This is a genomic window from Pseudomonas sp. F1_0610, assembly GCF_047470865.1.
GTDB lineage: Bacteria > Pseudomonadota > Gammaproteobacteria > Pseudomonadales > Pseudomonadaceae > JAZDRH01.
This window is the reverse complement of record NZ_JAZDRH010000007.1, coordinates 71,749-96,705: the sequence shown is the minus strand read 5'-3', so window position 1 is coordinate 96,705 and position 24,957 is coordinate 71,749. Positions and strand designations below refer to the sequence as shown.

At 41.3% G+C, this 24,957-nt stretch carries 29 protein-coding genes; 20 read left to right on the top strand and 9 right to left on the bottom strand.

What is annotated here, in order from left to right:
* The first annotated feature begins 9 nt into the window (after positions 1–9).
* The 12 genes from lspA to ung all read left to right on the top strand — a co-directional run bounded on the left by lspA (position 10) and on the right by ung (position 10,559).
* Positions 10–525, top strand: coding sequence for a signal peptidase II (lspA, locus tag VQ643_RS06035; protein ID WP_414198436.1), 516 nt, complete (start codon positions 10–12; stop codon positions 523–525).
* Positions 522–959: an FKBP-type peptidyl-prolyl cis-trans isomerase gene (fkpB, locus tag VQ643_RS06030; RefSeq protein ID WP_414198434.1), complete on the top strand. Its 438-nt coding sequence runs from the start codon at positions 522–524 to the stop codon at positions 957–959. Before lspA ends, fkpB begins: the two co-directional genes overlap by 4 nt.
* A gap of 23 nt (positions 960–982) precedes the next feature.
* Entirely contained in the window at positions 983–1,933 is a 951-nt protein-coding gene (gene ispH, locus VQ643_RS06025) for a 4-hydroxy-3-methylbut-2-enyl diphosphate reductase (RefSeq protein WP_414198433.1), read from the top strand.
* Positions 1,934–2,023: 90 nt separating this feature from the next.
* On the top strand, positions 2,024–3,145 hold the full coding sequence (locus tag VQ643_RS06020) for a beta-ketoacyl-ACP synthase III (protein WP_414198432.1): 1,122 nt from the start codon (positions 2,024–2,026) through the stop codon (positions 3,143–3,145).
* Positions 3,146–3,308: 163 nt separating this feature from the next.
* Complete coding sequence (gene frmR / locus VQ643_RS06015; RefSeq protein ID WP_414198431.1) at positions 3,309–3,587, top strand: formaldehyde-responsive transcriptional repressor FrmR; 279 nt, start codon at positions 3,309–3,311, stop codon at positions 3,585–3,587.
* Positions 3,588–3,612: 25 nt separating this feature from the next.
* On the top strand, positions 3,613–4,722 hold the full coding sequence (locus tag VQ643_RS06010) for an S-(hydroxymethyl)glutathione dehydrogenase/class III alcohol dehydrogenase (protein ID WP_414198429.1): 1,110 nt from the start codon (positions 3,613–3,615) through the stop codon (positions 4,720–4,722).
* A 62-nt stretch (positions 4,723–4,784) separates the two neighbouring features.
* Entirely contained in the window at positions 4,785–5,615 is an 831-nt protein-coding gene (fghA, locus tag VQ643_RS06005) for an S-formylglutathione hydrolase (protein WP_414198428.1), read from the top strand.
* 78 nt (positions 5,616–5,693) lie between these two features.
* Positions 5,694–6,005 (top strand): NGG1p interacting factor NIF3, encoded by a 312-nt coding sequence (locus VQ643_RS06000; protein ID WP_414198426.1) that lies wholly within the window; start codon positions 5,694–5,696, stop codon positions 6,003–6,005.
* A gap of 132 nt (positions 6,006–6,137) precedes the next feature.
* Positions 6,138–7,451, top strand: a complete 1,314-nt coding sequence (locus tag VQ643_RS05995; RefSeq protein WP_414198424.1) for an OprO/OprP family phosphate-selective porin — start codon at positions 6,138–6,140, stop codon at positions 7,449–7,451.
* Positions 7,452–7,592: 141 nt separating this feature from the next.
* Positions 7,593–9,005: a sigma-54-dependent transcriptional regulator gene (locus VQ643_RS05990; protein WP_414198423.1), complete on the top strand. Its 1,413-nt coding sequence runs from the start codon at positions 7,593–7,595 to the stop codon at positions 9,003–9,005.
* 37 nt (positions 9,006–9,042) lie between these two features.
* Positions 9,043–9,873 (top strand): NADPH-dependent 7-cyano-7-deazaguanine reductase QueF, encoded by an 831-nt coding sequence (queF, locus tag VQ643_RS05985; protein WP_414198421.1) that lies wholly within the window; start codon positions 9,043–9,045, stop codon positions 9,871–9,873.
* A gap of 2 nt (positions 9,874–9,875) precedes the next feature.
* Positions 9,876–10,559, top strand: coding sequence for a uracil-DNA glycosylase (ung, locus tag VQ643_RS05980; RefSeq protein WP_414198419.1), 684 nt, complete (start codon positions 9,876–9,878; stop codon positions 10,557–10,559).
* Positions 10,560–10,583: 24 nt separating this feature from the next.
* On the opposite strand, the gene VQ643_RS05975 is transcribed toward ung, so the two are convergent.
* The 3 genes from VQ643_RS05975 to VQ643_RS05965 all read right to left on the bottom strand — a co-directional run bounded on the left by VQ643_RS05975 (position 10,584) and on the right by VQ643_RS05965 (position 12,589).
* Complete coding sequence (locus VQ643_RS05975; RefSeq protein ID WP_414198416.1) at positions 10,584–11,177, bottom strand: hypothetical protein; 594 nt, start codon at positions 11,175–11,177, stop codon at positions 10,584–10,586.
* A gap of 77 nt (positions 11,178–11,254) precedes the next feature.
* On the bottom strand, positions 11,255–11,935 hold the full coding sequence (locus tag VQ643_RS05970) for a DUF4197 domain-containing protein (RefSeq protein WP_414198414.1): 681 nt from the start codon (positions 11,933–11,935) through the stop codon (positions 11,255–11,257).
* A 15-nt stretch (positions 11,936–11,950) separates the two neighbouring features.
* Entirely contained in the window at positions 11,951–12,589 is a 639-nt protein-coding gene (locus VQ643_RS05965) for a COG3650 family protein (RefSeq protein WP_414198413.1), read from the bottom strand.
* Positions 12,590–12,763: 174 nt separating this feature from the next.
* Here VQ643_RS05965 and VQ643_RS05960 point away from each other — a divergent pair, with 174 nt between their 5' ends.
* Both VQ643_RS05960 and VQ643_RS05955 read left to right on the top strand, forming a co-directional pair.
* Positions 12,764–14,455: an Hsp70 family protein gene (locus VQ643_RS05960; protein ID WP_414198412.1), complete on the top strand. Its 1,692-nt coding sequence runs from the start codon at positions 12,764–12,766 to the stop codon at positions 14,453–14,455.
* Positions 14,455–15,681, top strand: a complete 1,227-nt coding sequence (locus VQ643_RS05955) for an RDD family protein (protein ID WP_414198411.1) — start codon at positions 14,455–14,457, stop codon at positions 15,679–15,681. Before VQ643_RS05960 ends, VQ643_RS05955 begins: the two co-directional genes overlap by 1 nt.
* 48 nt (positions 15,682–15,729) lie before the next feature.
* On the opposite strand, the gene VQ643_RS05950 is transcribed toward VQ643_RS05955, so the two are convergent.
* From VQ643_RS05950 to VQ643_RS05940, 3 genes are all read right to left on the bottom strand, one after another.
* Positions 15,730–16,104 (bottom strand): DUF5329 family protein, encoded by a 375-nt coding sequence (locus tag VQ643_RS05950; protein WP_414198409.1) that lies wholly within the window; start codon positions 16,102–16,104, stop codon positions 15,730–15,732.
* A gap of 37 nt (positions 16,105–16,141) precedes the next feature.
* Complete coding sequence (locus VQ643_RS05945) at positions 16,142–16,330, bottom strand: heavy-metal-associated domain-containing protein (protein ID WP_414198407.1); 189 nt, start codon at positions 16,328–16,330, stop codon at positions 16,142–16,144.
* Between the two features lie 102 nt (positions 16,331–16,432).
* On the bottom strand, positions 16,433–17,065 hold the full coding sequence (locus tag VQ643_RS05940; RefSeq protein ID WP_414198406.1) for a YdcF family protein: 633 nt from the start codon (positions 17,063–17,065) through the stop codon (positions 16,433–16,435).
* 231 nt (positions 17,066–17,296) lie between these two features.
* Here VQ643_RS05940 and VQ643_RS05935 point away from each other — a divergent pair, with 231 nt between their 5' ends.
* Positions 17,297–19,000, top strand: a complete 1,704-nt coding sequence (locus tag VQ643_RS05935; protein WP_414198405.1) for a DUF6138 family protein — start codon at positions 17,297–17,299, stop codon at positions 18,998–19,000.
* A 61-nt stretch (positions 19,001–19,061) separates the two neighbouring features.
* On the opposite strand, the gene VQ643_RS05930 is transcribed toward VQ643_RS05935, so the two are convergent.
* Positions 19,062–19,919 (bottom strand): DMT family transporter, encoded by an 858-nt coding sequence (locus tag VQ643_RS05930; protein ID WP_414198404.1) that lies wholly within the window; start codon positions 19,917–19,919, stop codon positions 19,062–19,064.
* 308 nt (positions 19,920–20,227) lie between these two features.
* Here VQ643_RS05930 and VQ643_RS05925 point away from each other — a divergent pair, with 308 nt between their 5' ends.
* Entirely contained in the window at positions 20,228–20,665 is a 438-nt protein-coding gene (locus tag VQ643_RS05925; protein WP_414198403.1) for a DUF1090 family protein, read from the top strand.
* A 43-nt stretch (positions 20,666–20,708) separates the two neighbouring features.
* Here VQ643_RS05925 and VQ643_RS05920 read toward each other — a convergent pair whose 3' ends face one another.
* Positions 20,709–21,176 (bottom strand): MarR family transcriptional regulator, encoded by a 468-nt coding sequence (locus VQ643_RS05920; RefSeq protein WP_414198402.1) that lies wholly within the window; start codon positions 21,174–21,176, stop codon positions 20,709–20,711.
* A gap of 320 nt (positions 21,177–21,496) precedes the next feature.
* On the opposite strand from VQ643_RS05920, the gene VQ643_RS05915 reads away from it, so the two are divergent.
* Both VQ643_RS05915 and VQ643_RS05910 read left to right on the top strand, forming a co-directional pair.
* Complete coding sequence (locus VQ643_RS05915) at positions 21,497–22,264, top strand: M48 family metallopeptidase (RefSeq protein ID WP_414198400.1); 768 nt, start codon at positions 21,497–21,499, stop codon at positions 22,262–22,264.
* Positions 22,265–22,376: 112 nt separating this feature from the next.
* Positions 22,377–23,534 carry an iron-containing alcohol dehydrogenase gene (locus VQ643_RS05910; protein WP_414198398.1) on the top strand — a complete coding sequence of 386 codons (1,158 nt, stop codon included), beginning with the start codon at positions 22,377–22,379 and terminating at the stop codon, positions 23,532–23,534.
* Between the two features lie 28 nt (positions 23,535–23,562).
* Here the strand turns inward: VQ643_RS05910 and smpB are convergent, their stop codons facing one another.
* Positions 23,563–24,042 (bottom strand): SsrA-binding protein SmpB, encoded by a 480-nt coding sequence (gene smpB / locus VQ643_RS05905; protein ID WP_414198397.1) that lies wholly within the window; start codon positions 24,040–24,042, stop codon positions 23,563–23,565.
* Positions 24,043–24,197: 155 nt separating this feature from the next.
* Here smpB and VQ643_RS05900 point away from each other — a divergent pair, with 155 nt between their 5' ends.
* Positions 24,198–24,632 carry a type II toxin-antitoxin system RatA family toxin gene (locus VQ643_RS05900; RefSeq protein WP_414198396.1) on the top strand — a complete coding sequence of 145 codons (435 nt, stop codon included), beginning with the start codon at positions 24,198–24,200 and terminating at the stop codon, positions 24,630–24,632.
* Positions 24,625–24,945: an RnfH family protein gene (locus VQ643_RS05895; protein WP_414198394.1), complete on the top strand. Its 321-nt coding sequence runs from the start codon at positions 24,625–24,627 to the stop codon at positions 24,943–24,945. The genes VQ643_RS05900 and VQ643_RS05895 overlap by 8 nt, the downstream gene beginning before the upstream one ends.
* The last annotated feature ends 12 nt before the right edge of the window (positions 24,946–24,957 follow it).

Sequence of the window (24,957 nt, the reverse complement as noted above, 5' to 3'; positions counted from 1 at the left end):
GGAAGCAGTATGAAAGCAGCTTTGGGCAAATTGCCATGGTTATGGATTAGCGTTGTCACCTTTATTATGGATAGGGTGAGCAAGCTTTGGTTCGACACTAACCTAGAGATGTACCAACAGATTAGTGTGATTCCAGATATTTTTAGCTGGACACGCTTATATAATAAAGGCGCCGCTTTTGGCTTCTTAGCTGACGAAAGCGGTTGGCAGCGTTGGTTTTTTGCCCTTATCGCCCTTGCTGTAAGTACTGTTTTAGTTGTTTGGCTAAAGCGCCTAAAATCTCATGAAACCTGGGTTGCTATTGCTTTAGCTTTAGTCTTAGGTGGTGCTTTAGGTAATCTGTATGACCGTATCTTGTTAGGGCACGTGATTGATTTTGTGTTGGTGCATTGGAAAGACCAATGGTATTACCCTGCCTTTAACTTAGCAGATACAGCCATTTGTATTGGAGCCTTTATGTTAATTATTGATATGTTTAAAGGCTCAAAAACTAAAGGCAGTGCAGCTGTTGGAGAGAACAAATGAATGAACAACGTATTGGCGAACAAAGCCGCGTAACACTGCATTTTGCTTTGAAATTAGATAATGGCGATGTAGTCGATAGTAACTTTGAGAAAGAAGCGGCATCCTTTGCCGTGGGTGATGGTAGTTTATTACCAGGTTTTGAGCAGCAGCTTTATGGCTTGAAGGCTGGCGATAAGCGCAGCTTCGAGATTCAACCAGAGCAAGGTTTTGGGCAACCCAATCCGCAGAATGTGCAAGTAATGCCGCGTAGCCAATTTACAGATATGGAATTAGATCATGGCATATTGGTTATCTTCCAAGATGCAGCCAAGGGTGAATTACCAGGTGTCATTAAAGACTTTGATGACACTCAGGTAACAGTGGATTTTAATCACCCACTAGCAGGGCGAGTAATCACCTTTGATGTTGAAATTATTGATGTCCACAACGCATAGTTTTACGCGTTAGGAGTCTGTACATGCAAATTAAGCTGGCTAATCCTCGTGGATTCTGTGCGGGCGTAGATCGCGCCATCGAAATCGTCAACCGCGCTCTTGAAGTATTTGAACCGCCTATTTATGTACGTCATGAAGTAGTGCATAACAAATTTGTGGTTGAAGACTTGCGTAATCGAGGTGCTATTTTTGTTGATGAGCTTGATCAAGTACCAGATGACAATATAGTTATTTTTAGTGCACATGGTGTTTCTAAAGCTGTGCGTGATGAAGCTGAACGTCGTGGTTTAAAAGTATTTGATGCAACCTGTCCGTTGGTTACCAAAGTACATCTTGAGGTGGTGCGTTACAGTCGAGAAGGGCGTGATTGTGTGTTGATTGGACACCAGGGACATCCTGAGGTAGAAGGGACAATGGGGCAGTATGACAGCAGTAATGGCGGTCATATTTACCTTGTAGAAGATGAGCAAGATGTTGCTCTACTTGAAGTAAAGTGCCCTGATAACCTAGCCTTTGTTACCCAAACAACACTCTCAATGGATGATGCCAGTCGCGTTATTGACGCTTTACGTCAGCGCTTCCCAGCGATTATGGGGCCACGTAAAGATGACATTTGTTATGCCACACAAAATCGTCAAGATGCGGTTAAACAACTTGCTAGTGAATGTGATGTTGTTCTAGTTGTGGGTAGCCCAAACAGCTCTAACTCAAATCGTTTACGTGAGTTAGCTGAGCGTATAGGAACACCTGCTTATTTAGTCGATGGTGCTGAAGACTTATCGAAAACATGGTTTGCCAAGGCTAAGGCTATAGGTGTAACCGCGGGCGCTTCTGCCCCTGAAATCTTGGTGCAAGGCGTTATTAAGCAGCTGCAAGCTTGGGGTGCTGAGGACGTATCTGAGCTGGATGGCAGACCAGAGAATGTTACCTTCTCAATGCCAAAAGAACTGCGCGTAGTGGAAGTTAGCGAATAATCAAATGTCAGTGGTTGGCATGGGTCAGCCACAACTTAACTCATTTACTATAAGGTTAATGCTTTATAGTTGCATAACAGGGGACTTACTGTGAAAAAAGTCGTAATTAGCGGAACGGGACTGTTCACTCCAAGCCAAAGTATTTCAAATGATGAATTAGTGGCTGCTTTTAATCAGTGGGTTCAGCTGTTTAATGCGGAAAATGCACAGGCAATTGAGCAAGGTGAAATTGAACCTGCGCGTGAATCTAGCTCAGAATTTATTGTAAAAGCTTCAGGTATTCAAAGCCGTTTTGTAATTGATAAAACAGGCATTCTAGATCCTAAACGCATGGTTCCGCATATTGCTGAGCGTTCCAATGACGAGCCTAGTGTAATGTGTCAAATGGCTGTGGCCGCCGCCAAAGAAGCCATGCAACGATCAGGTCGTACCGCGGCTGATATTGATGGGGTGATTGTCGCTTGCTCTAATATGCAACGTCCATACCCAGCTATGGCGATTGAAGTGCAACAAGAACTGGGCATTAATGGTTTTGCATTTGATATGAATGTGGCCTGTTCATCTGCTACTTTTGGTATGCAAACCGCAGTCAATGCTATTCAGGCGGGTAGCGCACGTAGCATTTTGATGGTTAACCCTGAAATCTGCACTGGACATCTCAACTTCCGTGATCGTGACAGCCACTTTATTTTCGGTGATGCTTGTACTGCTGTGATCTTTGAAGAGGCAGAGAAAGCTACTTCAAACTGCCAGTGGGAAGTGATTAGTAGCAAGCTAGTTACCAGTTTTTCCAATAATATTCGCAATAACTTTGGTTATTTAAACCGTGCAGATGAAACTGGCATTGGCGCTAAAGATAAGCTCTTTGTGCAAGAAGGGCGTAAAGTATTTAAAGAAGTATGCCCAATGGTGGCGCAGATTATTGGTGAACATTTAGCAGCGAATCATATTGCTGTTGAAGATGTTAAGCGTTTTTGGCTGCATCAAGCCAATCTTAATATGAATTTGCTAATTACCCGTCGTTTATTAGGGCGTGATGCAACAGACAGTGAAGCGCCTGTTATTCTTGATACCTATGCCAATACTAGCTCAGCGGGCTCAGTTATTGCGTTACATAAATATCAAGAAGATTTACCTAGTGGTGCTTATGGTGTGCTTAGCTCTTTTGGCGCAGGCTATTCAGTGGGTAGCGTGATTCTACGTAAAGTATAGCTAGCTAAATAAAGGTTAAAAAAGGCCAGATAGTAGATGCTATCTGGCCTTTTTTTGCCAGCTTATCTTAAATAACGTTCTTTCTAAATATACTATACCCCAGTATACTTACTGTTTGATACTAAATAGGTTATGCTCGTTTTCAGTTAAAAAGAGAATACTTATGCCTAGCTCTCCTGAAGAAAAGAAAAAAGTGCTTGCTCGTGTTAAGCGCATTAAGGGGCAAATTGAAGCGCTTGAGCGTGCTTTACAAGCCGAGACGGAGTGCCGTTCTATCTTGCAGCAAATAGCGGCTGTGCGTGGTGCAGCTAACGGATTAATGGCTCAAGTATTAGAGAGCCATATCCGCGAAACTTTCATGGATGAATCTCAGGCTAGATCAACACAAATACACTCGTCTGTGAATGACACCATTGAATTAATCCGAGCTTATTTAAAATAAGCTGATCATTTATGAGAGAAAAATTATGAAATCGCGTGCTGCAGTTGCCTTTGGTCCCGGCTTACCACTAGAAATTGTTGAGCTTGATGTTGCACCGCCGAAGAAAGGCGAAGTTATGATTAAAATTAGTCATACAGGTGTTTGTCATACTGACGCTTATACCTTATCAGGTGAAGATCCAGAGGGTATTTTTCCTGTTGTGTTAGGGCATGAAGGGGCTGGTGTTGTTGTTGAAGTAGGTGAAGGGGTAACCAGTGTACAGGTAGGAGATCATGTTATCCCGTTGTATACCGCTGAATGTAAAGAATGTGATTTCTGTAAATCGGGTAAAACTAACCTTTGTGTTGCTGTTCGTGAAACACAAGGTAAAGGTTTAATGCCCGATGGCACTACTCGTTTTTCGTATAACGGAGAGCCTGTTTATCACTATATGGGATGCTCCACCTTTAGTGAGTACAGCGTAGTAGCGGAAGTTTCCTTAGCCAAGATTAACCCTGACGCAAATGCTCAGCATGTTTGCCTGTTAGGTTGTGGTGTTACTACAGGTATTGGTGCAGTACATAACACAGCTAAAGTACAAGAAGGCGACTCAGTGGCTGTATTTGGTTTAGGTGGGATTGGTTTAGCCGTGGTGCAAGGTGCGCGCCAAGCGAAAGCAGGAAGAATTTTTGCAATTGACACTAATCCAGCAAAATTTGAACTGGCGAAACACTTTGGTGCTACAGACTGTATTAATCCAAAAGACTACGACAAACCTATCCAGCAAGTACTGGTAGAAATGACCAAGTGGGGGGTTGACCATACGTTTGAGTGCATCGGCAATGTTGATGTTATGCGTGCAGCCTTAGAGAGTGCGCATCGCGGCTGGGGGCAGTCTGTGATTATTGGTGTTGCTGGTGCTGGCAAGGAAATTTCAACTCGCCCCTTCCAGTTGGTGACTGGGCGTGTATGGAAAGGTACCGCCTTTGGTGGTGTTAAAGGACGTTCTCAGTTACCAGCTATGGTTGAGGATGCCATGAAAGGCGATATTGAGCTGGCGCCTTTTGTAACTCATACCATGACGTTAGATCAGATCAACCAAGCCTTTGACCTGATGCATGAAGGTAAGTCTATTCGTACAGTAATTCATTATTAATAGATTGCACCTAGGTATATTTAACTTAGGCGCGCTGTTCCGCGTAGGGTAGGAGTTATTTGATGACTTTGCTTGAACAACATGCTTGCTTTGGTGGCAGCCAGCAAGTTTGGCAGCATGCGGCAAAAACGGTTCAGTGTGATATGCGGTTTGCTATTTTCTTGCCAGAGCAAGCCCAATCTCAGCCTTTGCCTGTTTTATATTGGCTTTCAGGGTTAACCTGTAATGAGCAAAATGTCATTACTAAAGCGGGGGCTCAGCGCTATGCCGCTGAACATGGTGTTATTTTAGTTGCGCCAGATACTAGCCCAAGAGGTGATAATGTTGCCGACGATCAAACCTATGATTTAGGGCAGGGCGCTGGTTTTTATGTCAATGCTACCCAAACACCTTGGGTCAATCATTATCAGATGTATGATTATGTGTTACATGAGCTGCATGACTTGGTCTGTAAGCAATTTAATGCTTTAGATAAGCGCTCTATTTTCGGCCATTCAATGGGAGGGCATGGCGCTTTGGTATTGGCCTTGCGCAACCCTCAAGCCTTTGTCAGTGTTTCTGCTTTTGCGCCTATTGTTGCACCTAGCCAAGTTGCTTGGGGCGAAAAGGCCTTTGCTGCCTATTTAGGTGACGATAAGCAACAATGGATCGAATATGATGCTGTTGCTTTAATTGAAGCGGGAGCAAAAGTTGATGGTTTATTGGTTGATCAAGGTCTGGCAGATAACTTTTTAGATACGCAACTAAAAACAGAGTTACTTGCGCGTGCCTGTCAGCAGCAAGGAATAGATCACAGTATTCGGCTACAGCAAGGCTATGACCATAGCTACTATTTTATTGCGACTTTTATGGGTGAGCATATCGCTTATCATGCGCAACGACTTAAAGTGTAACTATTTAACCCAGTAGACTGTTAGTTTGTCAGTATAAACTAACGGTCTAATGTTATTTTTAGAATAAAAGAGTGAACTATGTATAAGTTGTGCTTCTATGTGCCAGACAGCCATTTGGAACCGGTTAAGGAAGCGATATTTGCAGCAGGTGCTGGCGCCATTGGTGATTATGACAAGTGTTGTTGGCAGACCTTAGGTAAGGGGCAATTTCGCCCGCTAGAAAATAGCCACCCCTTTATAGGTACGCAAGGCATTGTGGAAACTGTGCCGGAGTGGTGTGTTGAAATGGTGGTGCCAGAGGCTCATATTCGTGCGGTCATTGCTGCATTAAAACAGGCACATCCTTATGAAACTCCAGGTTATGATGTGCTACAAATGGTTGATTTGTAGTGAAAATGCAATCTCTCGTTCACTAATTCTTCATGTTACAGAAACCATTTTGTAACCCAATTCCCCGATTATGGTGCCCAACACCAACACACAAAGATGTTTTGGTTTTTTGCCAACTAAGGGGAATCATCAATGATCAGCAACAAGCTAGGTCTTCTACGTACACTAGGGTTCGGTTTCAGTGCATTAGCTATGGCAGTTTCAACTCAAGCCATAGCAGGTAACGTCATTACAGACGGTCCTGATATTAAAATCAAAACAAAAGGCGGTTTTGAAGCCAAGACGGTTGATGACCAATTCTCTTTTAAAATTGGCGGACGTATTCAGGCTGACTATGGCCAGTTTGATGGCGTATACACCAAGAACGGTAAAACAGCGAATGAAGCTTATTTTCGTCGCGCGATTTTAGAGCTTTCAGGTACTGCCTATCAGGATTGGAAATATGTATTTAATCTTGATTTTGCAGAAGATGGCAGCAGCAAGTGGGATGAAGCCTCTATTGCGTACACAGGCTTTCCTGTAACCATCAAAGTAGGTCGTTTTGATCCTGACTTTGGCTTGGAGAAAGCCACTAGCTCAAAATGGATTACAGCCATTGAGCGTTCAATGATTTATGACTATGCCAGCTGGGTTAATGATAAAGATGATGGCATGGGTATTCAGCTAAGTGGTACGGCTGCTGATATGTTCTATGCTTCTGCAGGTGTTAACCGTCCAAAAGGCAAAGAAGATGCCAATGGTAAAAATAAAAACACCTATAACATTCGTGCGGTATTTGCACCAATGGCAGAAGCCGGTAACGTGCTGCATTTTGGTATCAACTATGCAACCCGTCAAAAACTAGACTATGACGGTAGCATCAAAAGCCGTATGGGCGTACGTGGCACTACCGAAGACAAAAAAAATGGCCACCGTCCAGTCTTTGCTAAAACGGGAGAGTACGTTGATGCGAATGGCGACAAAGCATTTGCATTCAATAAAGATAGTGTTTGGGGCTTAGAAGCCGCATATGCTTACGGTCCGTTCTCGGCTCAGGGTGAGTATATTAGTCGTAAGATGGGCGCTAAGTCGGGCTCAGGCTACAAAGATCGTAAAGTTGAAGCCTATAACGTACAACTTGCCTATACCATTACAGGTGAAGCGCGTGGTTATAAATTAGATGGCGGTAAATTTGACTCAATTAAACCGCAAAACAGCTATGGCGCATGGGAAGTGTTCTATCGTTATGATGATGCTAAAGTGAAAAAAGCAGACCTTGATACCACAACAGGTGAGTTCTATAACACTAAAGCGCGTGGTCATACGCTAGGCGTTAACTGGTATGCTAATGAAGCTATCCGCGTTTCAGCAGATTACCTAAAAGCCAAAACCGACAAGCATTCAGCTAACGCTAATGATGATCGTAAAGGGGATGCCATCACTATGCGTTTGCAGTATGTGTTCTAAGTTGTATTAGTTGTTCAGAGTTTCTATTGGTTTTAGCCCCGCTTAGCGGGGCTTTTTTTTGTAACAAATTTTCACATGGAAAGCTCAGAAATTATCTTACAAACAACTTAAAATATTCTTTCTATTAGGGAAGGATAAGTCATGTTAGGTGATTCATTTGTTCTTATCATTGAAGATGATGAGCAAGAAAGAGCATATTTACAGCGATTATTTCAGTTTATTGGCAAGCAAGTTATTGCAAGCAGCCAAGAACAGGCCTTAGATAATCTCGAACAGGCTATTGCAAGGCAGCAAAAATTACTCTGTGCGGTTATAGGTAAAATAGAAAAAAACCAATACTTTCCATTAATTTACGCTATAGATCATTGTAACTCACACTTGCCCATTCTACTGATCGACTCTGTAGCTACAGTGCACTGGCCATTACCCATGCGCCAGCGTATTTTGCAGCAAATTCCTACCCCATTGACCTATCATAGCTTGATTGATGCACTGCATCGCGCTTATGTATATAGTGATATTTATCAGCCATTAAGCATAGGCAGCCCTAAATTATTTAGTAACTTAGTGGGAACAAGCCAAGCAATTAGCCAAGTTAGAGAGCAGTTACAAAAACTAGCTGATACAAACCAATCCTTGTTGTTATTAGGTGAGGTAGGGGTTGGTAAGGAAGTTGTTGCTCGCAATATTCATAACCAAAGCTTGCGGCGAAATCATCCTTTTGTTGTTTTAGATTGTGCGGCCGTAGAAGTAGATGTGATTCAAGCATTACTTTTTGGCTATAAACAAGGACTTGCTATGACGGACTTAGCGTCTCAGCAAGGTTATTTTGAATTAGCCAATCAGGGCACCTTGTATTTAGATGAGATTAGCGCATTGCCTTTAACGGTGCAGCAACAGATTGCACAAGTGATTGGTTCTAGCCAGTTTGTACGCGTTGGTGGTGTACAGGTTAATTCAACTAATGTGCGTATTATTTTAGCCGATCATGCCGATATATTGGCTTTGGCTGAGCAGGGGTTATTTAGCACAGAGCTGCTTGCATTAGTAGCTCCTCATATTTTGCACATACCTGCATTACGTCAGCGTTTAGAAGATATCCCTTTACTGATTCATCAGTTGGTGGCGCGCCTTGAAAAAAATAAAAGTAGCTCAATTCGCTTTAACTCAGGCGCCATTATGGCGCTGTGCCAATATTCATGGCCAGGTAATGTGCGTGAGTTAGCCAATTTGATAGAGCGTATGGCAACCCTATATCCACATGGTGTGATAGGCTTACGTGAATTGCCAGAGCAATATCGAGGTGCTAGTGAGTACGCCATTGAGCAACAAGAGCTAATAGCTGCTTTACAGCCAATCAGCGAAGGTCTTTATTTACCTGAAGAGGGAATAGATCTGCGCCGCTACTTGGTTAATCTAGAGCAGGAAATTATTGAGCAAGCTTTACAGCGTACTTCGGGAGTTGTTGCGCATGCTGCTGAGCTATTAGGCATGGGGCGTACCACCTTGGTGGAGAAAATGCGCAAATATCATATTGTCCGTAAGGATGCATAAAGCTTTATACTGTCGTTTTTAGTTTTAAGGTAAGACTATGGATCATCCAGCATACAGTTCACCATTGGGGAAAGTGAGCGCGTACGTCAGTGATTATGATGCAAGTTTGTTGTTTCCAATATCACGTCAAACTAAATGGGAAGAATTTAACTTAACCGCTCAAACGCTCCCTTACAAAGGGGTTGATATTTGGAACTGCTATGAGCTGTCATGGTTATTACCCTCTGGCAAGCCAGTAGTTGCTGTAGCCAGTTTCTTTGTCCCAGCCGACTCGCCTAATATCATTGAATCTAAATCGTTTAAACTGTACTTGAATTCTTTTAACCAAAGCCAGTTTGCTGATTTTTCACAGCTACAGCAGGTATTGGAGCGCGACCTATCTGCAGTCGCTGGCGCTCCTGTTAGTTGCGAGTTAATGAGTATTGCTCAGGCAAGCGCTAAGGGAATTAGTCAACTACGTGGCATTTGTATTGATGATTTAGACATTCAAGTATCGCAATACACTGAACCTAGTGCTGAACTATTAATCTGCGATCATCACCTACAGGTCGCGGAAACCTTTCATAGTCATTTGTTAAAATCTAATTGTCCTGTAACTGGGCAGCCTGATTGGGGCAGTATTAGCATTAGTTATCATGGGCCGCGGTTAGATCATGCTAGTTTTTTACAGTACTTGATTAGCTTTCGCCAGCATCAAGATTTTCATGAACAATGTGTAGAACGTATTTTCTTAGATCTTTATAAGTTGCTTTCACCTAGCGCTTTAAAAGTAGAAGCACGTTATGTGCGTCGTGGTGGTTTGGATATCAATCCGGTGCGTAGTACCAGTGAAGGTCCTTACAGTAATAAGCGCTTAGCAAGGCAGTGAAGATGAGTATTGCAGATAAAGTAAAGCTGGAAGCAAGCTGGAAAAATGTGCTGATTGATGAGTTTAAACAGCCTTATATGCAGCAATTAAGCCAATTTTTAAGAGATGAATTGGCGCAAGGAAAGCTGATTTATCCAGCCGGATCGTTAATTTTTAATGCGCTTAATTTAACCCCTTTGCAAAAAGTGAAAGTTGTTATTTTAGGGCAAGACCCATATCACGGCCCTAATCAAGCCCATGGTTTGAGCTTTTCTGTACCTAATGGTGTGGATATTCCACCATCGTTAGTTAATATTTATAAAGAATTAAAACGCGACTTAAATATTGATATTCCACAGCATGGCAACCTAGAAGCTTGGGCTAAACAGGGCGTCCTCTTGTTAAATACCAGTTTAACAGTAGAACATAAACAGGCTGGCTCACATGCTAATGCTGGGTGGCAGCCATTTACAGACAAAATCATTGAGATCGTGAGTCAGCAGCAAGCACATGTTGTATTTTTGTTGTGGGGTGCTCATGCACGTAGTAAAAAATCATTGATTGATGGCAAAAAGCACCTGATTTTAGAGTCCGTGCATCCTTCACCATTATCTGCTTACCGTGGCTTTATTGGTTGTGGGCATTTCAGTCATTGTAATAAGTTTTTAGCCCAGCAAGGCTTATCTACCATTGAGTGGCAAGTATAAGCTAGGCTTAGCTTGCCATCAGCGTTAAGCGACTGTTGCTAAACGTGATTTTTGACAGAGTGGATAAGCTGTTATACAGGGCTCAATACTTTCGTGCATGATGGTAAAATTATTGCCATACATATAAAGTGCCGTTTCTGTTGGGCCCTGCCAAATGCTGCAGACATTGCCTGCATTTTGCGCCTGTAGAAGGCGATCGCACTCTTCAAACACAGCCAGTGCACTATATTTTTTATAGATTTCATTTGGTAAGTCAGTACCATTTAGGTAGAGAGCCAAGCCTTCTTGACTGCCAAAGAAAGCTTGTTTGCAATCCTTAGTGGAGTTTTCAAAAATACTGATTTTTGACCCTTTAGGTGCTAAGGTGCTAGTAAATATTTGAATAATGAAATTAATATGTCGATCGTCTAGATTGTCCACCTCAAAGTAAAACTCACAACCTGTAGGCTCACCAATATCTGTATGAATCACCTTGGCTTGGGTTAACTCAATGGTCTTGTTTTCTTGTTGAATAAAGCGAGAACAAACGTCTTTTAACTGCTCACAGTCATTTGGGGTTAGGCGAGCATTCAAAAAAATAATAACTTTTCCGCCAAGCTCTGGATGGGTACAGTACATAACTTACTCATTAAATAAAACCAACATCGAATGTAAAAGTTTGCGTTAAGCCATGTGCTGACTTAACGCAAATAGAACTATTTTTTAAGGCTTTCCAATAGTACACCTAGGGTTTTATTGGCAGCTTCTTTGGGGTTTTTGCGTACATAGGCTTCTTGTTCTGCAATGACTGAAAATAAGCCATCTAGAGTTTTATCTGCGACATAGCTTTCTACGCTAGATTGTTTGGTTTTAATTCCAAAATTTGCCGCTTGCTCAGTTAAAGCCTTGTATTGCTGAATAGCGCCTACATCTTTGGTAGTTTGGCTGACAATAGGCATTAAACGCTCACGTAATTGGCTACGACTAGTGCGCTCAAGGTAGCGTGTAGCTGAATCGTTTGGGCCTGTCCATATCTCTTTCGCATCTTTAATGGTCATCTGCTGAACAGCTTGAGTTAACAAGGCTTGGGCTTCAGGAATGGCCTTTTCTGCGGCAAGGTTGAGGCTCTTTTCTACATCATCCACTAGTTTACCTTGTCCCATCATTTTTAAGGTTTTGGCTGCTTTGCCAAAATTACCTGGCAATTCAATGCGTAGCTTATCATTGTTACTAAAACCACCTGGTTGGCTGAGTTGTTTAACTGCTACTTTAGTACCTTGATCAAGTAATGATTTAACAGTAGAGCTGGCATCAGCAGCGCTAATATCATTAAGTGATAACGCCAAAGCTGTTTGTGTGGCAAAGACGCAAGTCAGTGCGAATAAAATCTTTTTCATTGTATAAGCATCCTATTATTGATGTTGTAAGCCGAAGTAAGCACAGCCGCGCTCTATGTTTTGCCCTATACGCAATTCAGCGGTTAAGTGATATTGGTTATCCGCCATGCTGTCGTTACAGTGCTGTTCTGTTAGCCAAAGCTGTAATGGTTGTCCATCTATAGTGGCACTGATATTGATATTGCCGTTAGGTAGTTGTTCTTCAATATAAGGAACAGCCTGAGCAGGTTCGCCTAAGCGTTGTAATAAAAAACCATTGTTTTCAATAGTGGCAATCCACGCTGGCTCGTTACCCATAGCTCGTAGAATTAAGCGCTTAAAACGTGCATCATCGCAGGCAAAGCCTTCTCGCTGAGTGCGATACACTTTAACTGGAGTAAAAGAGTGACCTTCTAATTGCCCAGCAATATCTACAAAAGAGCCATTAGCCTCTAATGTATTTAGGTTTTCTAAATATTCGTTATGGGCTGTTAGCTTTAATTGTTTTTTATCACAAGTAATTAAGGTCCAAGAATTATCAATATTTTTATTTAATGTACCTTGTAAGCGTTGTGTATTGAGTAGAGGATTATTCTCTGCGGTGGATGAAAAAAGAGAGCAAGCTGTGAGGAGAGGTAAGCCTAAGCTTAATGAAGCTAATTTTAATAAGTGCATACAAGGTCCTAATAGAAAGCAATTAAGTATTCTTTATTTAACGAATATTTAGTTGTAAAGGCTAGCGCTTTAGTTCATTAATTTTCAAAACTGAGTACTTTATAAGGTTTGTATCTGTTTATGTGGTTTTCTTGGTGTAATATAACGCGCTAATTGTTTTTTGTGTAAGAGGTGATGATGAGAGTTATTGGTATCGATTTAGGCACCACTAACAGCGCCTGTGGAGTTTGGATGGCTGATGGTGTCAAATTAATCCCTAATTCGTTAGGTGAATTCTTGACGCCCTCTGTCGTTGGGGTAGATGCTGAAGGTAAAGTTATCGTTGGACAAAGCGCTAAGGAGCGTTTGCTCTACCATCCAGATAAAACCATTGCAGCTTTTAAACGTTGGATGGGTAGTGACTATTCCATTAAATTAAAAGACCAAAACTTTACTGCAATTGAACTTTCATCACTGATATTACGCGCCTTAAAAGCTGATGCAGAAGCTTTCTTGGGGGAAACAGTTAGCGAGGCTGTGATCAGTGTGCCAGCGTACTTTAATGATAATCAACGCTTAGCAACAAAGCAGGCTGCAGAATTGGCAGGGTTGAAAGTTCAGCGTTTAATTAATGAGCCAACGGCAGCCGCTATGGCCTATGGCTTGCATGAGAAAAACGACGGTACGTTCTTAATTTTAGACTTAGGTGGCGGCACTTTTGATGTGTCATTATTGGAGTTTTTTGATGGCATTATGGAAGTGCATGCCAGTGCAGGCGATAACTATTTAGGTGGTGAAGACTTTGTCAATGCCATGATTGAAACTGTGCTTAACGAGCATGGAGTTAAACGTGAGGAGCTAGTAGATAACCAATTACAACAGCTTTATCGTCAAATGGAAATGGCTAAGCGCGCCTTGGGGACTCAAGAACAGACACTTGAGTTAGAGCTGGGTAGTAAAAGTGTTGAACAAAAAATAACGCTAGACTGGTTTGCTCGCCTTGCAACACCACTTTTAGTAAGAATTAAGCAGCCTATTGAAAGAGCACTACGCGACTCTAAAACAGAACGCTCGGCTATCGACGATGTATTGCTAGTTGGTGGTTCAACTCGCTTAGCGGCCTTTCGTTCAACAATAGCGAAAATGTTTGGGCGTTTTCCCGCTGCTAATCTAGATCCTGATACAGTAGTAGCCTCAGGTGCGGCTATTCAAGCAGGGTTAATCATGCGTGATGAAGCACTAGAAGATGTAGTGCTTACAGATGTATGCCCTTACACCTTAGGTACAGGCGTAGTTAACGAAGCTAGCCCCGATCAAGGTAATCTTTTTATGCCTATTATCGAGCGCAATACGACGGTGCCTGTAAGTATTTCTCGTAAGGTGTATAACGCTTATGATAATCAAGATCAGCTGCGTATTCGGGTGTATCAAGGTGAGCATCGTTTAGTACGTAAAAATGTTCTTTTGGGTGAGCTTTTAGTAGATGTAACGCCATTGCCAGAAGGGCAAGAGGTAGTTGAGATACGCTATAGCTACGATATGAATGGTTTGCTGGAAGTAGATGCCACAGTGCAGTCTACGGGTAAAACCTATAATAAAATTATTGAGCACGTTCCCGGCACACTAACAGAAGAAACCAAGCAAGCATCGCTAGAACGCTTAGCTAAGTTGAAGTTTCATCCGCGTGAAGGTGAAGAGAACCGCACCTTACTAGCACGTGGTGAGCGTTTGTATGAAAGTAGCTTAGGTACAAGGCGCGAATATATTGCTGAATTAATGGCGTATTTTGAAAAAGCGCTAGAATCGCAAAACGCAATTGAAATAGCTCAGGCGCGTCAGCAGATAAGTCGAGCATTGGATGAAATTGAAGGCGAGAGTTTATTTTAATGAATTGTTGGCAGCTTCTTAAAATACCCCCTACGGATGATAAGCGTGTAATTAAAAGGGCTTATGCTCAACAATTAAAAGCAGTGCGCCCTGATGTCGATCCTGAGGGATTTCAGCAGTTGCATCAGGCCTATCAGACTGCTTTACAGCTGGGTGAAAGCAGACTACTTGTTAATGCTGTTGAACCTGCATTAGCTGAGCCTGTAGAAATAGAAGATATTGCTTATCCTAGTCTGGCTCAGTCGCTAGATTGGCAAAAGTATGCACAGGTTAATCTGTGGTTTGCAGAGGATGCTCAGGCTAATCAAGAAGTTGTTTTAAATACAGCGCAAGTGGTAGAGCACAGTGCGGAAATAGAGCAAGCGAATGAGCTATTACGACAAGTTGAGCAACTGCTGTTAAATGGTCAAGCAAAAAATGATTTCCAGCAATGGCAATTTTTATTACAAAGTCCAGTGCTATTAGATGATCAAGCCTTTGCTTTACTGCAAATTGCAGTAGCTCAGAACCTTGGTCAAGATATTCAGCATAAAAGAAAAAATCGTGCACATATCAAGCTTGATCGGCAATTACTATTGAAGCTCAATGCTTATTTTTCTTGGGATGTTGATGAAGAACTGCGAAAATCCATAGGCGCAGAGCTCTATGATGATTTAATTGATGCATTAGAAGATCGCCTAAGCTTAACTAATGACCTTAAATACACTAATGTCAGTACCAGCGTCCATGAGGCTGAGCGCAAAGTTGATAAGATAAGTCGTGAGGATTTATCTCCTGCCTTTTTAACTGATCGCTTTATGGCATTTTTCTTTGATATATGGCTGGTGTATATAGTGGTCGTTTCTCAGTTGGCCAGCATCTTAAATATTGAAGTTGAACAACCTGTCATTAGCACCTTTGTGCTGTATGGCGTTTATAGTGCCATTTGTAGTGTGATCCCTAAGCTCAAAGGGACTGTTGGGCAGTACCTATTTAAGTTAACCACACGCGATCAGTACGCTAATCCATTGACCCTAAGACAAAGCAGCCTACGTGCCTTGTTAATCTCAGGTTATTTTGTGCTTTATGCTTGTGTGTTGAAAGTTGATGTGGGTTTTGGGCTTAGCGTTGTTTTAGTCTCAGTGCTTAATGCAGTGCCTGTTGCTATTGTGGTGTGGAAACTAGTAAAGAAAACCACATTGCATGATCTGTTAACTAAAACCGCTGTTTATAAAAAAAATAGTTAAACCTAATAATTAGCTGCACTCAATTTTTAAAAGTGCAGCTAATTAAAATTACTTCGTTTGTGGTTTGCGATAAGTTTCTAAAGCGTGTTGAAACCAGTCAGCACTTTTCATTTCCGTGTCACCACATTTCACTAAATAAGCTTTTCCACTAATACTGCTTTTAGTAGCTGCACGTTCAATAAAGTGTTCGGTTGTGTCTAGCCAACCTTTGCGAACAATATAATTATACTTAGTGGTTAAGTGATCAACGGCTTCTTCTGCGTTGTACCAACTACCATTACGGTTAAAGGTACAGTTAGAGTTTTTTAAGTAAGAAAATAGATAATCTACTTCGTTTTGCACTGTTTGGTTTAACTCAGCGCCAAAAGCTACTGATGAACTTAAGGCGCTGGCTAAAAATAGGCTTGATAACTGGAGCTTCATAGGTGAGTAGTCCGAAAAAATATCACCTAGAATACGATTATTCAGCTTCAGGTGTATAGCCTTCTTCTTTAATAATGTTAAAAGCTTGCGTTGCATCTATACCGTCTACTTCAACGCTATGGGTCGCCAAATCAATAGTCACTTGTGCACCAGCTGCTTCTAATGCTTTGCTAATTACGCCTTTGCAATGTCCGCAGGTCATGTCTTTTACTATAAAAATTGCCATGAGATTTACTCCTGTTTTTGGGGTGTGAAAAGAGTGTAAAGCTTGCCATTATGGCAAGGTCAAGCACTCTTTTATGAATAAAAACAGAAAGGAGAGAGCAGCCTAATAGTCGCTTTCGGTTAGATAACGATACTTATGTAAGAGGATCAGATAGCCTTCACGCATATAAAGTCCAAGTTTATCTGTCCAGGTTGAATTGTTGTAACGCGATGTGGGAGTAGGGGAAACCTGTACTTTAAAGTTGAGATCACGGGCCATTATCTTAGCCCGTGCCAGATGAAAAGAGTCGCTCACAATAATTACGGAGTTGATATTGTGTTGCTGCAAAATAGCGTGCGCATTTTTTAAGTTGTGCCATGTATCGCGTGAAGTCCCTTCAATATAAATATCATTTTCAGGAACGCCTTTACGTATTGCCCAGCGTGCGCCTACTTCGCCCTCTGTCGCATAACCTTGTTTAACAGTTCCGCCAGTAAAGACTAATTTATGGGTTAATTTATTCTGATAAATGTGAATCGCATGGTTGATGCGTTCTTTAAAAACAGGTGAGGGATAATCACCCCAAGCGGCTGCCCCCAGCACTATTGTTGCTTGAGCGTGTTCAATGGTGCGTGGTTTTGTGTAATGCCAAACATAAGCGACTAAGCCTGCGGTAAACAGACAAAGAAGTAACACTAGGTAGATTAGTGTTTTGAGTATTCGCTTAAGCATAGGCTGGGTAATAGATAAGACCATGATGGGTAACAGGATCAAAGAAGATTAATAGGCTGCATATGAATACTCAAGAAAAACATTGCTGATTGAGACTCTAGTATGACCTTGGCTAAGGTTAATGGTTGCCTGCTATTGAAGCAAAATGCAGTAAAAATATTCGATTTAATACAAGAACCAGCCGCCAAGTTGATCTTATACTACAGCCCATAATTACGTATTGAATCAAAAAATATAAATAGGAAACTACTGGCAATGAATGATTTTTCTCTGGTTATTAGCAGAATTTGTCAAGAATTAGATGTTCTGGTCAGTAAAGCCCGAGCCACGCTCAATGGTACGCCTGAGTCTATTGTTTCGCGTAGCACTTTGCAGGATGGACTCTTTGGTGAGTTAGGAATTTTTTTTACCAATACGGTTAATCCAGAGCTTATGCAGTTAAAACTCTCATTTAGTTCCAGTGATCATGAGGTTACAATTCCATGCATTGAGCATTTAACAACACAAACTATGCCAACGTTTAAACAGGCATTAGCCGCTGGCATTGTAAGTTGGCTTAAGCCACAAGAGAACGACCCGTTCTGGGCGCACACGGTATCTGTACAATTTAAATATCCTGCTCAATATGGTGTGCCCACAGAAACCAACTCATTGTTGATTACTATCAGCAATGAAACACGTAAAACAGCACTAAGAGCAACTATTGCGGATTATATAGAAAAGTCTATTATGCAAGGTAAATACCCGCCTAAAGAGCTGGATATTTTCTTTTTAATTCCCCATTTAGTTTCATACGAGCTTTATCCAGAAATGGATTATGCTTTTATTCACCATGTGGTGAAGCAAATATTAGTTAAGATTTCTAAAAAACATTACCGATCATTCACCATTCAATTGTTGTATAGCCTAAATAAATGGGCAGAAAATGAATTTTTACCAAAGTATTATCATCTAGAAGAGCCTTGGTTGAATCGTAGCGATTTATTTTTTAGTTTAAAGCCTGATTTAGATATTGGTGAGCGTAATGAAGTGGCTTTTGATGAAAAAGATCAAGATGCTGTTGAATTATTGGTTTATATCGCCCAACTAATTTTGCAAAATGAAGCTAGCTATAGTCGAGATAGAGGCATTGAGCATTTAGGCTATGCCGCTGAGCTAGGCTATAAACGAGCAAAAACTATTTTAAAACTAGGCAGTGGTTTATTACCAACAGAATTAATCAGCTTAAATAATGAAAATTTGCAGTGCATAGCCAATGACGTAATGGCTACAGTGACTATCAAAATCAAACAAGAAACAGCACCGGCTTATGAACAAGCACTGGTGTTTTTAAGCAAGTTGTTTCCTGCTGGTTTTCCTCGCAGTTATTGCATTAAGTTTTCCAGCAAAGTTAAAGCTAAATTTTTAGTGAACAAAATTGGTAAAAGTAAAACGCAGCAGTTTTTTGCCAATGCTGCGCAATATCCTGAAGTTTATCCAGCGCTGGCAACCTATGCTAAAGCAGCAATGGCAGAGTATGAATGGTATACCGATGCTGAAGCCGAAGACTGTGCTATGCCAAGTAGTTATGCGGTCTTTATATTGGCTATGGCAGATAAAGACTATTATCCCTTATTAGCGAAGTACTTAAAAACACTGGACGATGAACATCAGTCGGTACACCAGCAATTCTTAAAAACATGGTTGCTGCGAGATGGCATTACAAAAGCGAACGCTGCATTAGTGGTGGATTGTATGCTACGTGTAAATGGCTGTTTTAAAGCGAAAATTCCACATGTATTTGCCAGTAAGCCGGCATTAGAGTTGTTATTGGCGCACTCAGTAAAGGTCAGTAAAAACCGCTATGATGTGATTATTTTATTTATATGGGGCTCAATTAACGCTTTCAAGAAGGCGATCACAGAGGCTGGGCCTGAAATAAAAACATTGCTTGAACAAGTAGAGCAGCGTTATAGCTAGGTGTAATTCAAGTTTAGTTATGGAAAGCCAGCATTTATGCTGGCTTTCGTTTTTTGGTTTATTAGGACCTTTTAAAGACCAAGGCTAAACCTATTAGTATGGCAAGCATACCTGCAATCGCAAGGCCGGATAGACGATTACCTAATAATAAGTAATCCAATAACGCGGTAATCACAGGCACTAAATAGAACAAGCTAGTGACATTAACTAAGTTGCCTGAAGCTATCATGCGGTACAGCAATAGTTGAGCAATAACAGAAACGATTAGCCCTAACCAAATGATGCTGCCAAGCAATATCCAGTTAAACTCAATGTGTAGTGGTTGAGTAGGAATGAAAGCAAGGCACATGACTAGCGTAATAACGTATTGCATAGGCAACACTTGGCTTGGAGCCAGTTGCACTCTTTTTTGCAAAATTGCACCCAGGGTCATACATAGCAAGGCAGCAAAAGCAAAAATCAAGCCTAAAGGCGCGAGTTTAGCTTGCACTAGGCTTTGATAAACCACCATGGTTAATCCGGCAAAAGCTAATAGTAAACCTGCTAGGCGCCAAAAGGAAAAACGTCGTTCTGATATTGCCAAGGTTAAAATGGGCTGTGCCCCCATAATAGTGGCTATTAAGCCGGGGGTGACGCCATGGTCCATGGATTGAAAATAGGTGATAGAGTAAAGCGCAATTAACAAAAAGCCGGTGCTAAACACAATGGCTCGCTTGCCTTTAGGAGGAAGCAAAGGTTGCTTGCTAAAGCGGCTGATAATAAATAGCGCAGATAAGGCCAAAGCAAAGCGCAAGCTCAATAGAAGGTAAACTGAGCTTTGATCAAGCCCCCAACGAGTAAAAATTGCAGAGCTGCCCCAAATCAGGACGAATAATGAAACACTAGCAAAATTCTGCCAGCGAGAAGACAACATAGTCATATGAAAAATCCAAAATAATAGTTACAGCAAAACCGTCACGCTAAAGCGCTATCTGTACGGTTTACGAAAAGAAGCTTAAAAATTAAGCAACTACGACTACTGCTACAACTACTACTGGAGGATTCATGGCTATGCCTAAGAGGTAGAACATTAAAGTATTACTTTAACGCAGATGTGTATAAGCTTTCAATAAACAAACCTTTTGAAATTGTAAAGTATTGTTTTTAAAGGAAAATAAGTATTTGTAGGGAACTATCCAGAGCCTAGCTAGTCAATCAATGGAGTCAATTGGATAAGATAGGTTGTGTATGCGTAGTATGACTTGGGCGGTATTTTTATGCTTTAGCTGTTTATTTAGCGTGACTGCTCAAGCCCAAGGCTATGAGCAATGTAATAGAAAGTTAGCCCATTTAGAGAAGCAGCTGGCAGCCTCTAATACATATGGAAACTACCATAAGCAAAAAACATTAGAGCAAAGTATCGAGCGTGTTATTCAGGCATGCCAGATATCTGCTAATAAATATACACAGCCTTCCTACGCTTATTCAGGCACAACAGGCGCTACCTACAAGCAGTCTAGACAGAATAAACAACAACGTAAAATTGAGCAAAAACAAGACAAAGTTATTCAATTAGAGTTTGCGTTAGCCCGTTCTATTTTGGAGCGTGACTGGGATGCTATAGAGCGTAATTTACGTAAACTCGGTAAAGCGCGTGAAGACTTGGATAGGGCACAAAGGCGTTAAGTTTAATTTAGACAAGAATAGCAGACCCTAGAAAAGTTTGGTTTTATGCATATTCACTTTCAATAAACCCCGTTACTTTAACTAAAAAGTTTTCAATAGTACTTAATTCTGTTGCGTCAAATTGATTAAGAAATGCTTGGTATTTTTTATGAATCGTTAAATGCAAAGCATAGGCTTCCTCCGCTAACTCAATACCACTTTCAGTTAAACGGTAAAAAACTGTCTTTTTATTATGCTCTTGTTGATAGCTGGCAATAAGATTGTCATCCCACAATTTACTAATGGCTTTTGAAATGGCAGCTTTGGATAAACCTAAACTCTGGCTGAGGCTAGCATTATTGGCCTGATCACTACTTTTTAACGCAATTAACATATGTATTTGGGTTAGGCTGTAATCACCTAAGCGTTTTTTGAAAATTTCTTGTTGTTTTTGGATATTCATTTCTTCGGCATGCAGCATCTTAATAAATTGCTGATGTACATTTTCAACTAGTAGTTCTTTAGTGTTCATTGACTATTACCATTTTGTTAACTGGTAAACAATATTGAAGTCTACGCTGGTTGTCAATCTAGTCGAGTGTTGGATAACAGTGACTATTCTTTAAAATCCGATTGTATTTTGACTATTTATTTTTAGTCCTATCTAAAGAAGTATTGTCAAAACTGATACTTAATTAACTTTTAGTTGTTAAATACTTTGATCTCTGCAAACAAAAATAACAATTTTAAATAAAATGACACAATAATCTAAGTAGATGCTGCTTTTAACCAGACGCTTAGGTTAAGATTCGCTGGGGTATTTATATTTCAAAAATTGTATAAGGATACATTATGAAACTGGCTAAGCTTTCTGTTGCTACAGTGGCAGCAGTTACTCTTTTAAGTGGCTGTAAAACAATGGATACCACAGACCTAATGGGACTAGGTGCTCAAGCCTTCCAAGTAGCTACTTTTAGCGATGCAGATGCTCGCAAAATGGCTGATGGTGCTTGCCAAGAGTTTGATGCCCGCGAAACTATTGCTCCTGCTAACAGCAAATATACGCAACGCTTGAATAAAATTGCTAAAAATCTAGGCAATAATATTGATGGCGTACCATTAAACTATAAAGTTTATATGACTGATGAATTGAACGCATGGGCAATGGCTAACGGTTGTATCCGTGTGTACAGCAAGTTGATGGACGTAATGACTGACAACGAACTAGAAGGCGTTTTAGGTCACGAGATCGGTCACGTTGCATTAGGTCACTCAAAAAGCCGCATGAAAACTGCTTACATGGCAAGTTTAGCGCGTACAGCAGCTGCGAACTCTGGCAACGAAGCTTTAGCTAACTTATCTAATTCAGAGTACGGTCAATTAGGTGAGGCATTCGTTAATGCACAGTTCTCACAAGCAAATGAAACTGAAGCAGATACCTTCTCTTTTAATTACCTAACCAAGCGTGGTATTAAGCGCGAAGGTTTAGTGACTGCATTTGAAAAATTCGCGAAAATGGATGGCGGTGAAGGTAGCCTATTAAGCTCTCACCCATCTTCAAATGATCGTGTAGAAAATATGCGCACTCGCTTGAAAGAGCAAAAAGCAGGTAAGCGTTAATTACTTGCTGTTAGCTGTGACACAAAACGCCGCTATTAATTAGCGGCGTTTTTGTTTTGCTATCCTAAATTAAGATGCTTTATCCTGAACGCTAGCCTGATGGAGTTATGTAATGAATAATTTTAATTTTTATAACCCAACACGTATTTGTTTTGGTAAAGATACTATTAGTCAGTTGGATCAACTGGTACCTAAAGATGCCAAGATATTGGTATTGTATGGTGGTGCTAGTGCCGAAAAAAACGGTACTTTAAATGAGGTACGCCAAGCACTAGGTGCACGTGACGTCAGTTATTTTTCTGGGATAGAGCCTAATCCCTCTTTTGAAACCTTAAGTAAAGCCGTATCGCAAGTAAAGGCTGAGCAGCGTAATTTTCTCTTAGCTGTTGGTGGTGGTTCTGTGATCGATGGCACTAAGTTTGTTGCGGCAGCGGCACTTTATCCAGGTGACACATGGGAAATTATGCTTACAGGTGGGCGTAGTATTACACAGGCTTTGCCATTGGCTAGTGTGTTAACTTTGCCAGCTACAGGATCAGAGATGAACCGTGGTGGAGTTATTACTCAGCGTGCCACACAAAGTAAGCTATCCTTCAAAAGCGATCTGCTTTATCCTCAATTTTCTATTTTAGATCCCACTAAAACCTATAGTTTACCTGCCAAACAGGTCGCTAATGGGGTAGTGGATGCCTTTGTGCATGTGGTGGAGCAGTACTTAACCTATCCAGCTCAAGCGCCTGTGCAAGATCGCTTTGCAGAGGGCTTGCTACTAACCTTGATTGAGCAAGGCGAAACAGCAGTAACGCAAACGGATAATTATGAAGCGCGCGCTAACTTAATGTGGACAGCTACTCTGGCACTTAATGGTTTGATTGGTTGCGGTGTTCCACAAGATTGGTCAACACATATGCTTGGGCATGAGTTAACGGCGCTTTATGGCTTAGATCATGCACAAACCTTGGCTATTATTCTGCCTTCCATGTTAGCTGAAATGCGTCAAGCCAAGCATGGCAAACTTGTACAGTATGCCGAGCGCGTGTGGCAGATAACCCAAGGTAACGACGAGCAGAAAATACAGCAAGCAATAGCCAATACAAGGGCATTTTTTGAGCGTGTAGGGGTGAAAACCTATTTGAAAGATTACCAACTAGGTAGCGAGATTATTGAGCCTGTGATTGCGCAACTACAGGCGCATAAAATGACAGCCTTAGGTGAGCAACGTAATGTTACGCCAGAGGTGTGTGAGCGCGTATTACGAGCAAGTTTGTAGTTTTATATAAAACGCTCAATAGAGCGTTTTATTTTAAATTGGTTTGGCGAAACTCGCGTTGCATTTCACGGTTGGCATCACGCTCTTTTAGGACATGACGTTTATCGTGATCTTTTTTACCTTTAGCCAGTGCTATTTCACATTTAACCAGATGTTTTTTCCAATAAAGGGAAAGTGCAACACAGGTATAGCCTTTTTGCTGCACTGCGGTAAATATCTTTTCCAGCTCACGGCCTTTAAGTAATAATTTACGCGTGCGAATAGGATCGGCAATCACATGTGTGCTAGCTGTCATTAAAGGCGTAATATGACTACCAATAAGGTAGGCTTCGCCATCTTTTAAGAGAACATAGCAATCCGTTAAATGTGCTTTGCCCGCGCGTAAGCTTTTGACTTCCCAGCCAGCGAGCGCTACGCCTGCTTCAAAGCGTTCTTCAATAAAGTAATCATGCAGCGCTTTTTTATTTTGCGCGATGTTACCTGGGGATGTTTTCTTTTGTTTAGCCATAGCCTGCATTATAAGGATTTAGCATGTTGTTGGCGATAGGCAACGTGCTTTAGGTAAGTGATGCTTGAGAGACTCAAACGAATAGCTGACAATAATGCCTAATATTTTACTTTAGCAATAGTGCTAAATGCACTTTCTAACGAAAAAGAGCGCCAATGAGTATACATATCGAACGCACAGCCTTACTACCCTATACCGCGCTACAAATGTATGAATTAGTTAATGATGTGCAGCGCTATCCAGAATTTCTGCCATGGTGTGCCGCTACTAGTTTGCTAGAAAGCAGTGAAACTGCGCTTATGGCGAGTATTACAGTAGCCAAGCTTGGGGTTAAGCAAACCTTTAGTACTCGTAATGAGATGATTCCAGGCGAGCAGATACGCTTATCTTTAGTGGATGGCCCGTTCTCACACATGACTGGTATTTGGACTTTTAAAGCACTAAATGAGTCAGCCTGTAAAATTAGTTTAGAAATGGATTTTGACTATAAAGGAATGCTTATTAAGGCAACCTTAGGTCCTTTGTTTACTCAGGCTGCCAATACTATGGTGGATGCATTTTGCGCACGAGCTAAGCAACTTTATGGCTAATACAATTGAAATTGAAGTGGTTTATGCATTGGCGGATAAGCAAAAGATTGTTCGTTTATCCGTAAGCCCAGACACAACAGTGCGTCAAGCTGCGTTGTTATCACAGCTAGATAAAGACTTTGCAGGCTTAGATTTAGCAACAGCTAAGTTAGGCATTTTTGGTAAAGCCGTGATGAATCCAGAAGAACAGGTGATTGAGGAAGGGCAACGTGTAGAGATTTATCGACCTTTGCTGGCTGATCCTAAAGAAGTGCGTAAGCGCCGTGCAGCCGAAGCTGCTGCTAGACGCGCAGCCGAAAGTAATAGCAAATAGTTAAATAGGGTA

Excerpts from the sequence above, each read along its gene's own strand:
- lspA (WP_414198436.1), top strand. The coding sequence starts at position 10 with ATGAAAGCAGCTTTGGGCAAATTGCCATGGTTATGGATTAGCGTTGTC.
- fkpB (WP_414198434.1), top strand. The coding sequence starts at position 522 with ATGAATGAACAACGTATTGGCGAACAAAGCCGCGTAACACTGCATTTT.
- ispH (WP_414198433.1), top strand. The coding sequence starts at position 983 with ATGCAAATTAAGCTGGCTAATCCTCGTGGATTCTGTGCGGGCGTAGAT.
- frmR (WP_414198431.1), top strand. The coding sequence starts at position 3,309 with ATGCCTAGCTCTCCTGAAGAAAAGAAAAAAGTGCTTGCTCGTGTTAAG.
- VQ643_RS06010 (WP_414198429.1), top strand. The coding sequence starts at position 3,613 with ATGAAATCGCGTGCTGCAGTTGCCTTTGGTCCCGGCTTACCACTAGAA.
- fghA (WP_414198428.1), top strand. The coding sequence starts at position 4,785 with ATGACTTTGCTTGAACAACATGCTTGCTTTGGTGGCAGCCAGCAAGTT.
- VQ643_RS06000 (WP_414198426.1), top strand. The coding sequence starts at position 5,694 with ATGTATAAGTTGTGCTTCTATGTGCCAGACAGCCATTTGGAACCGGTT.
- VQ643_RS05995 (WP_414198424.1), top strand. The coding sequence starts at position 6,138 with ATGATCAGCAACAAGCTAGGTCTTCTACGTACACTAGGGTTCGGTTTC.
- VQ643_RS05990 (WP_414198423.1), top strand. The coding sequence starts at position 7,593 with ATGTTAGGTGATTCATTTGTTCTTATCATTGAAGATGATGAGCAAGAA.
- queF (WP_414198421.1), top strand. The coding sequence starts at position 9,043 with ATGGATCATCCAGCATACAGTTCACCATTGGGGAAAGTGAGCGCGTAC.
- ung (WP_414198419.1), top strand. The coding sequence starts at position 9,876 with ATGAGTATTGCAGATAAAGTAAAGCTGGAAGCAAGCTGGAAAAATGTG.
- VQ643_RS05975 (WP_414198416.1), bottom strand. The coding sequence starts at position 11,177 with ATGTACTGTACCCATCCAGAGCTTGGCGGAAAAGTTATTATTTTTTTG.
- VQ643_RS05970 (WP_414198414.1), bottom strand. The coding sequence starts at position 11,935 with ATGAAAAAGATTTTATTCGCACTGACTTGCGTCTTTGCCACACAAACA.
- VQ643_RS05965 (WP_414198413.1), bottom strand. The coding sequence starts at position 12,589 with ATGCACTTATTAAAATTAGCTTCATTAAGCTTAGGCTTACCTCTCCTC.
- VQ643_RS05960 (WP_414198412.1), top strand. The coding sequence starts at position 12,764 with ATGATGAGAGTTATTGGTATCGATTTAGGCACCACTAACAGCGCCTGT.
- VQ643_RS05955 (WP_414198411.1), top strand. The coding sequence starts at position 14,455 with ATGAATTGTTGGCAGCTTCTTAAAATACCCCCTACGGATGATAAGCGT.
- VQ643_RS05950 (WP_414198409.1), bottom strand. The coding sequence starts at position 16,104 with ATGAAGCTCCAGTTATCAAGCCTATTTTTAGCCAGCGCCTTAAGTTCA.
- VQ643_RS05945 (WP_414198407.1), bottom strand. The coding sequence starts at position 16,330 with ATGGCAATTTTTATAGTAAAAGACATGACCTGCGGACATTGCAAAGGC.
- VQ643_RS05940 (WP_414198406.1), bottom strand. The coding sequence starts at position 17,065 with ATGGTCTTATCTATTACCCAGCCTATGCTTAAGCGAATACTCAAAACA.
- VQ643_RS05935 (WP_414198405.1), top strand. The coding sequence starts at position 17,297 with ATGAATGATTTTTCTCTGGTTATTAGCAGAATTTGTCAAGAATTAGAT.
- VQ643_RS05930 (WP_414198404.1), bottom strand. The coding sequence starts at position 19,919 with ATGACTATGTTGTCTTCTCGCTGGCAGAATTTTGCTAGTGTTTCATTA.
- VQ643_RS05925 (WP_414198403.1), top strand. The coding sequence starts at position 20,228 with ATGCGTAGTATGACTTGGGCGGTATTTTTATGCTTTAGCTGTTTATTT.
- VQ643_RS05920 (WP_414198402.1), bottom strand. The coding sequence starts at position 21,176 with ATGAACACTAAAGAACTACTAGTTGAAAATGTACATCAGCAATTTATT.
- VQ643_RS05915 (WP_414198400.1), top strand. The coding sequence starts at position 21,497 with ATGAAACTGGCTAAGCTTTCTGTTGCTACAGTGGCAGCAGTTACTCTT.
- VQ643_RS05910 (WP_414198398.1), top strand. The coding sequence starts at position 22,377 with ATGAATAATTTTAATTTTTATAACCCAACACGTATTTGTTTTGGTAAA.
- smpB (WP_414198397.1), bottom strand. The coding sequence starts at position 24,042 with ATGGCTAAACAAAAGAAAACATCCCCAGGTAACATCGCGCAAAATAAA.
- VQ643_RS05900 (WP_414198396.1), top strand. The coding sequence starts at position 24,198 with ATGAGTATACATATCGAACGCACAGCCTTACTACCCTATACCGCGCTA.
- VQ643_RS05895 (WP_414198394.1), top strand. The coding sequence starts at position 24,625 with ATGGCTAATACAATTGAAATTGAAGTGGTTTATGCATTGGCGGATAAG.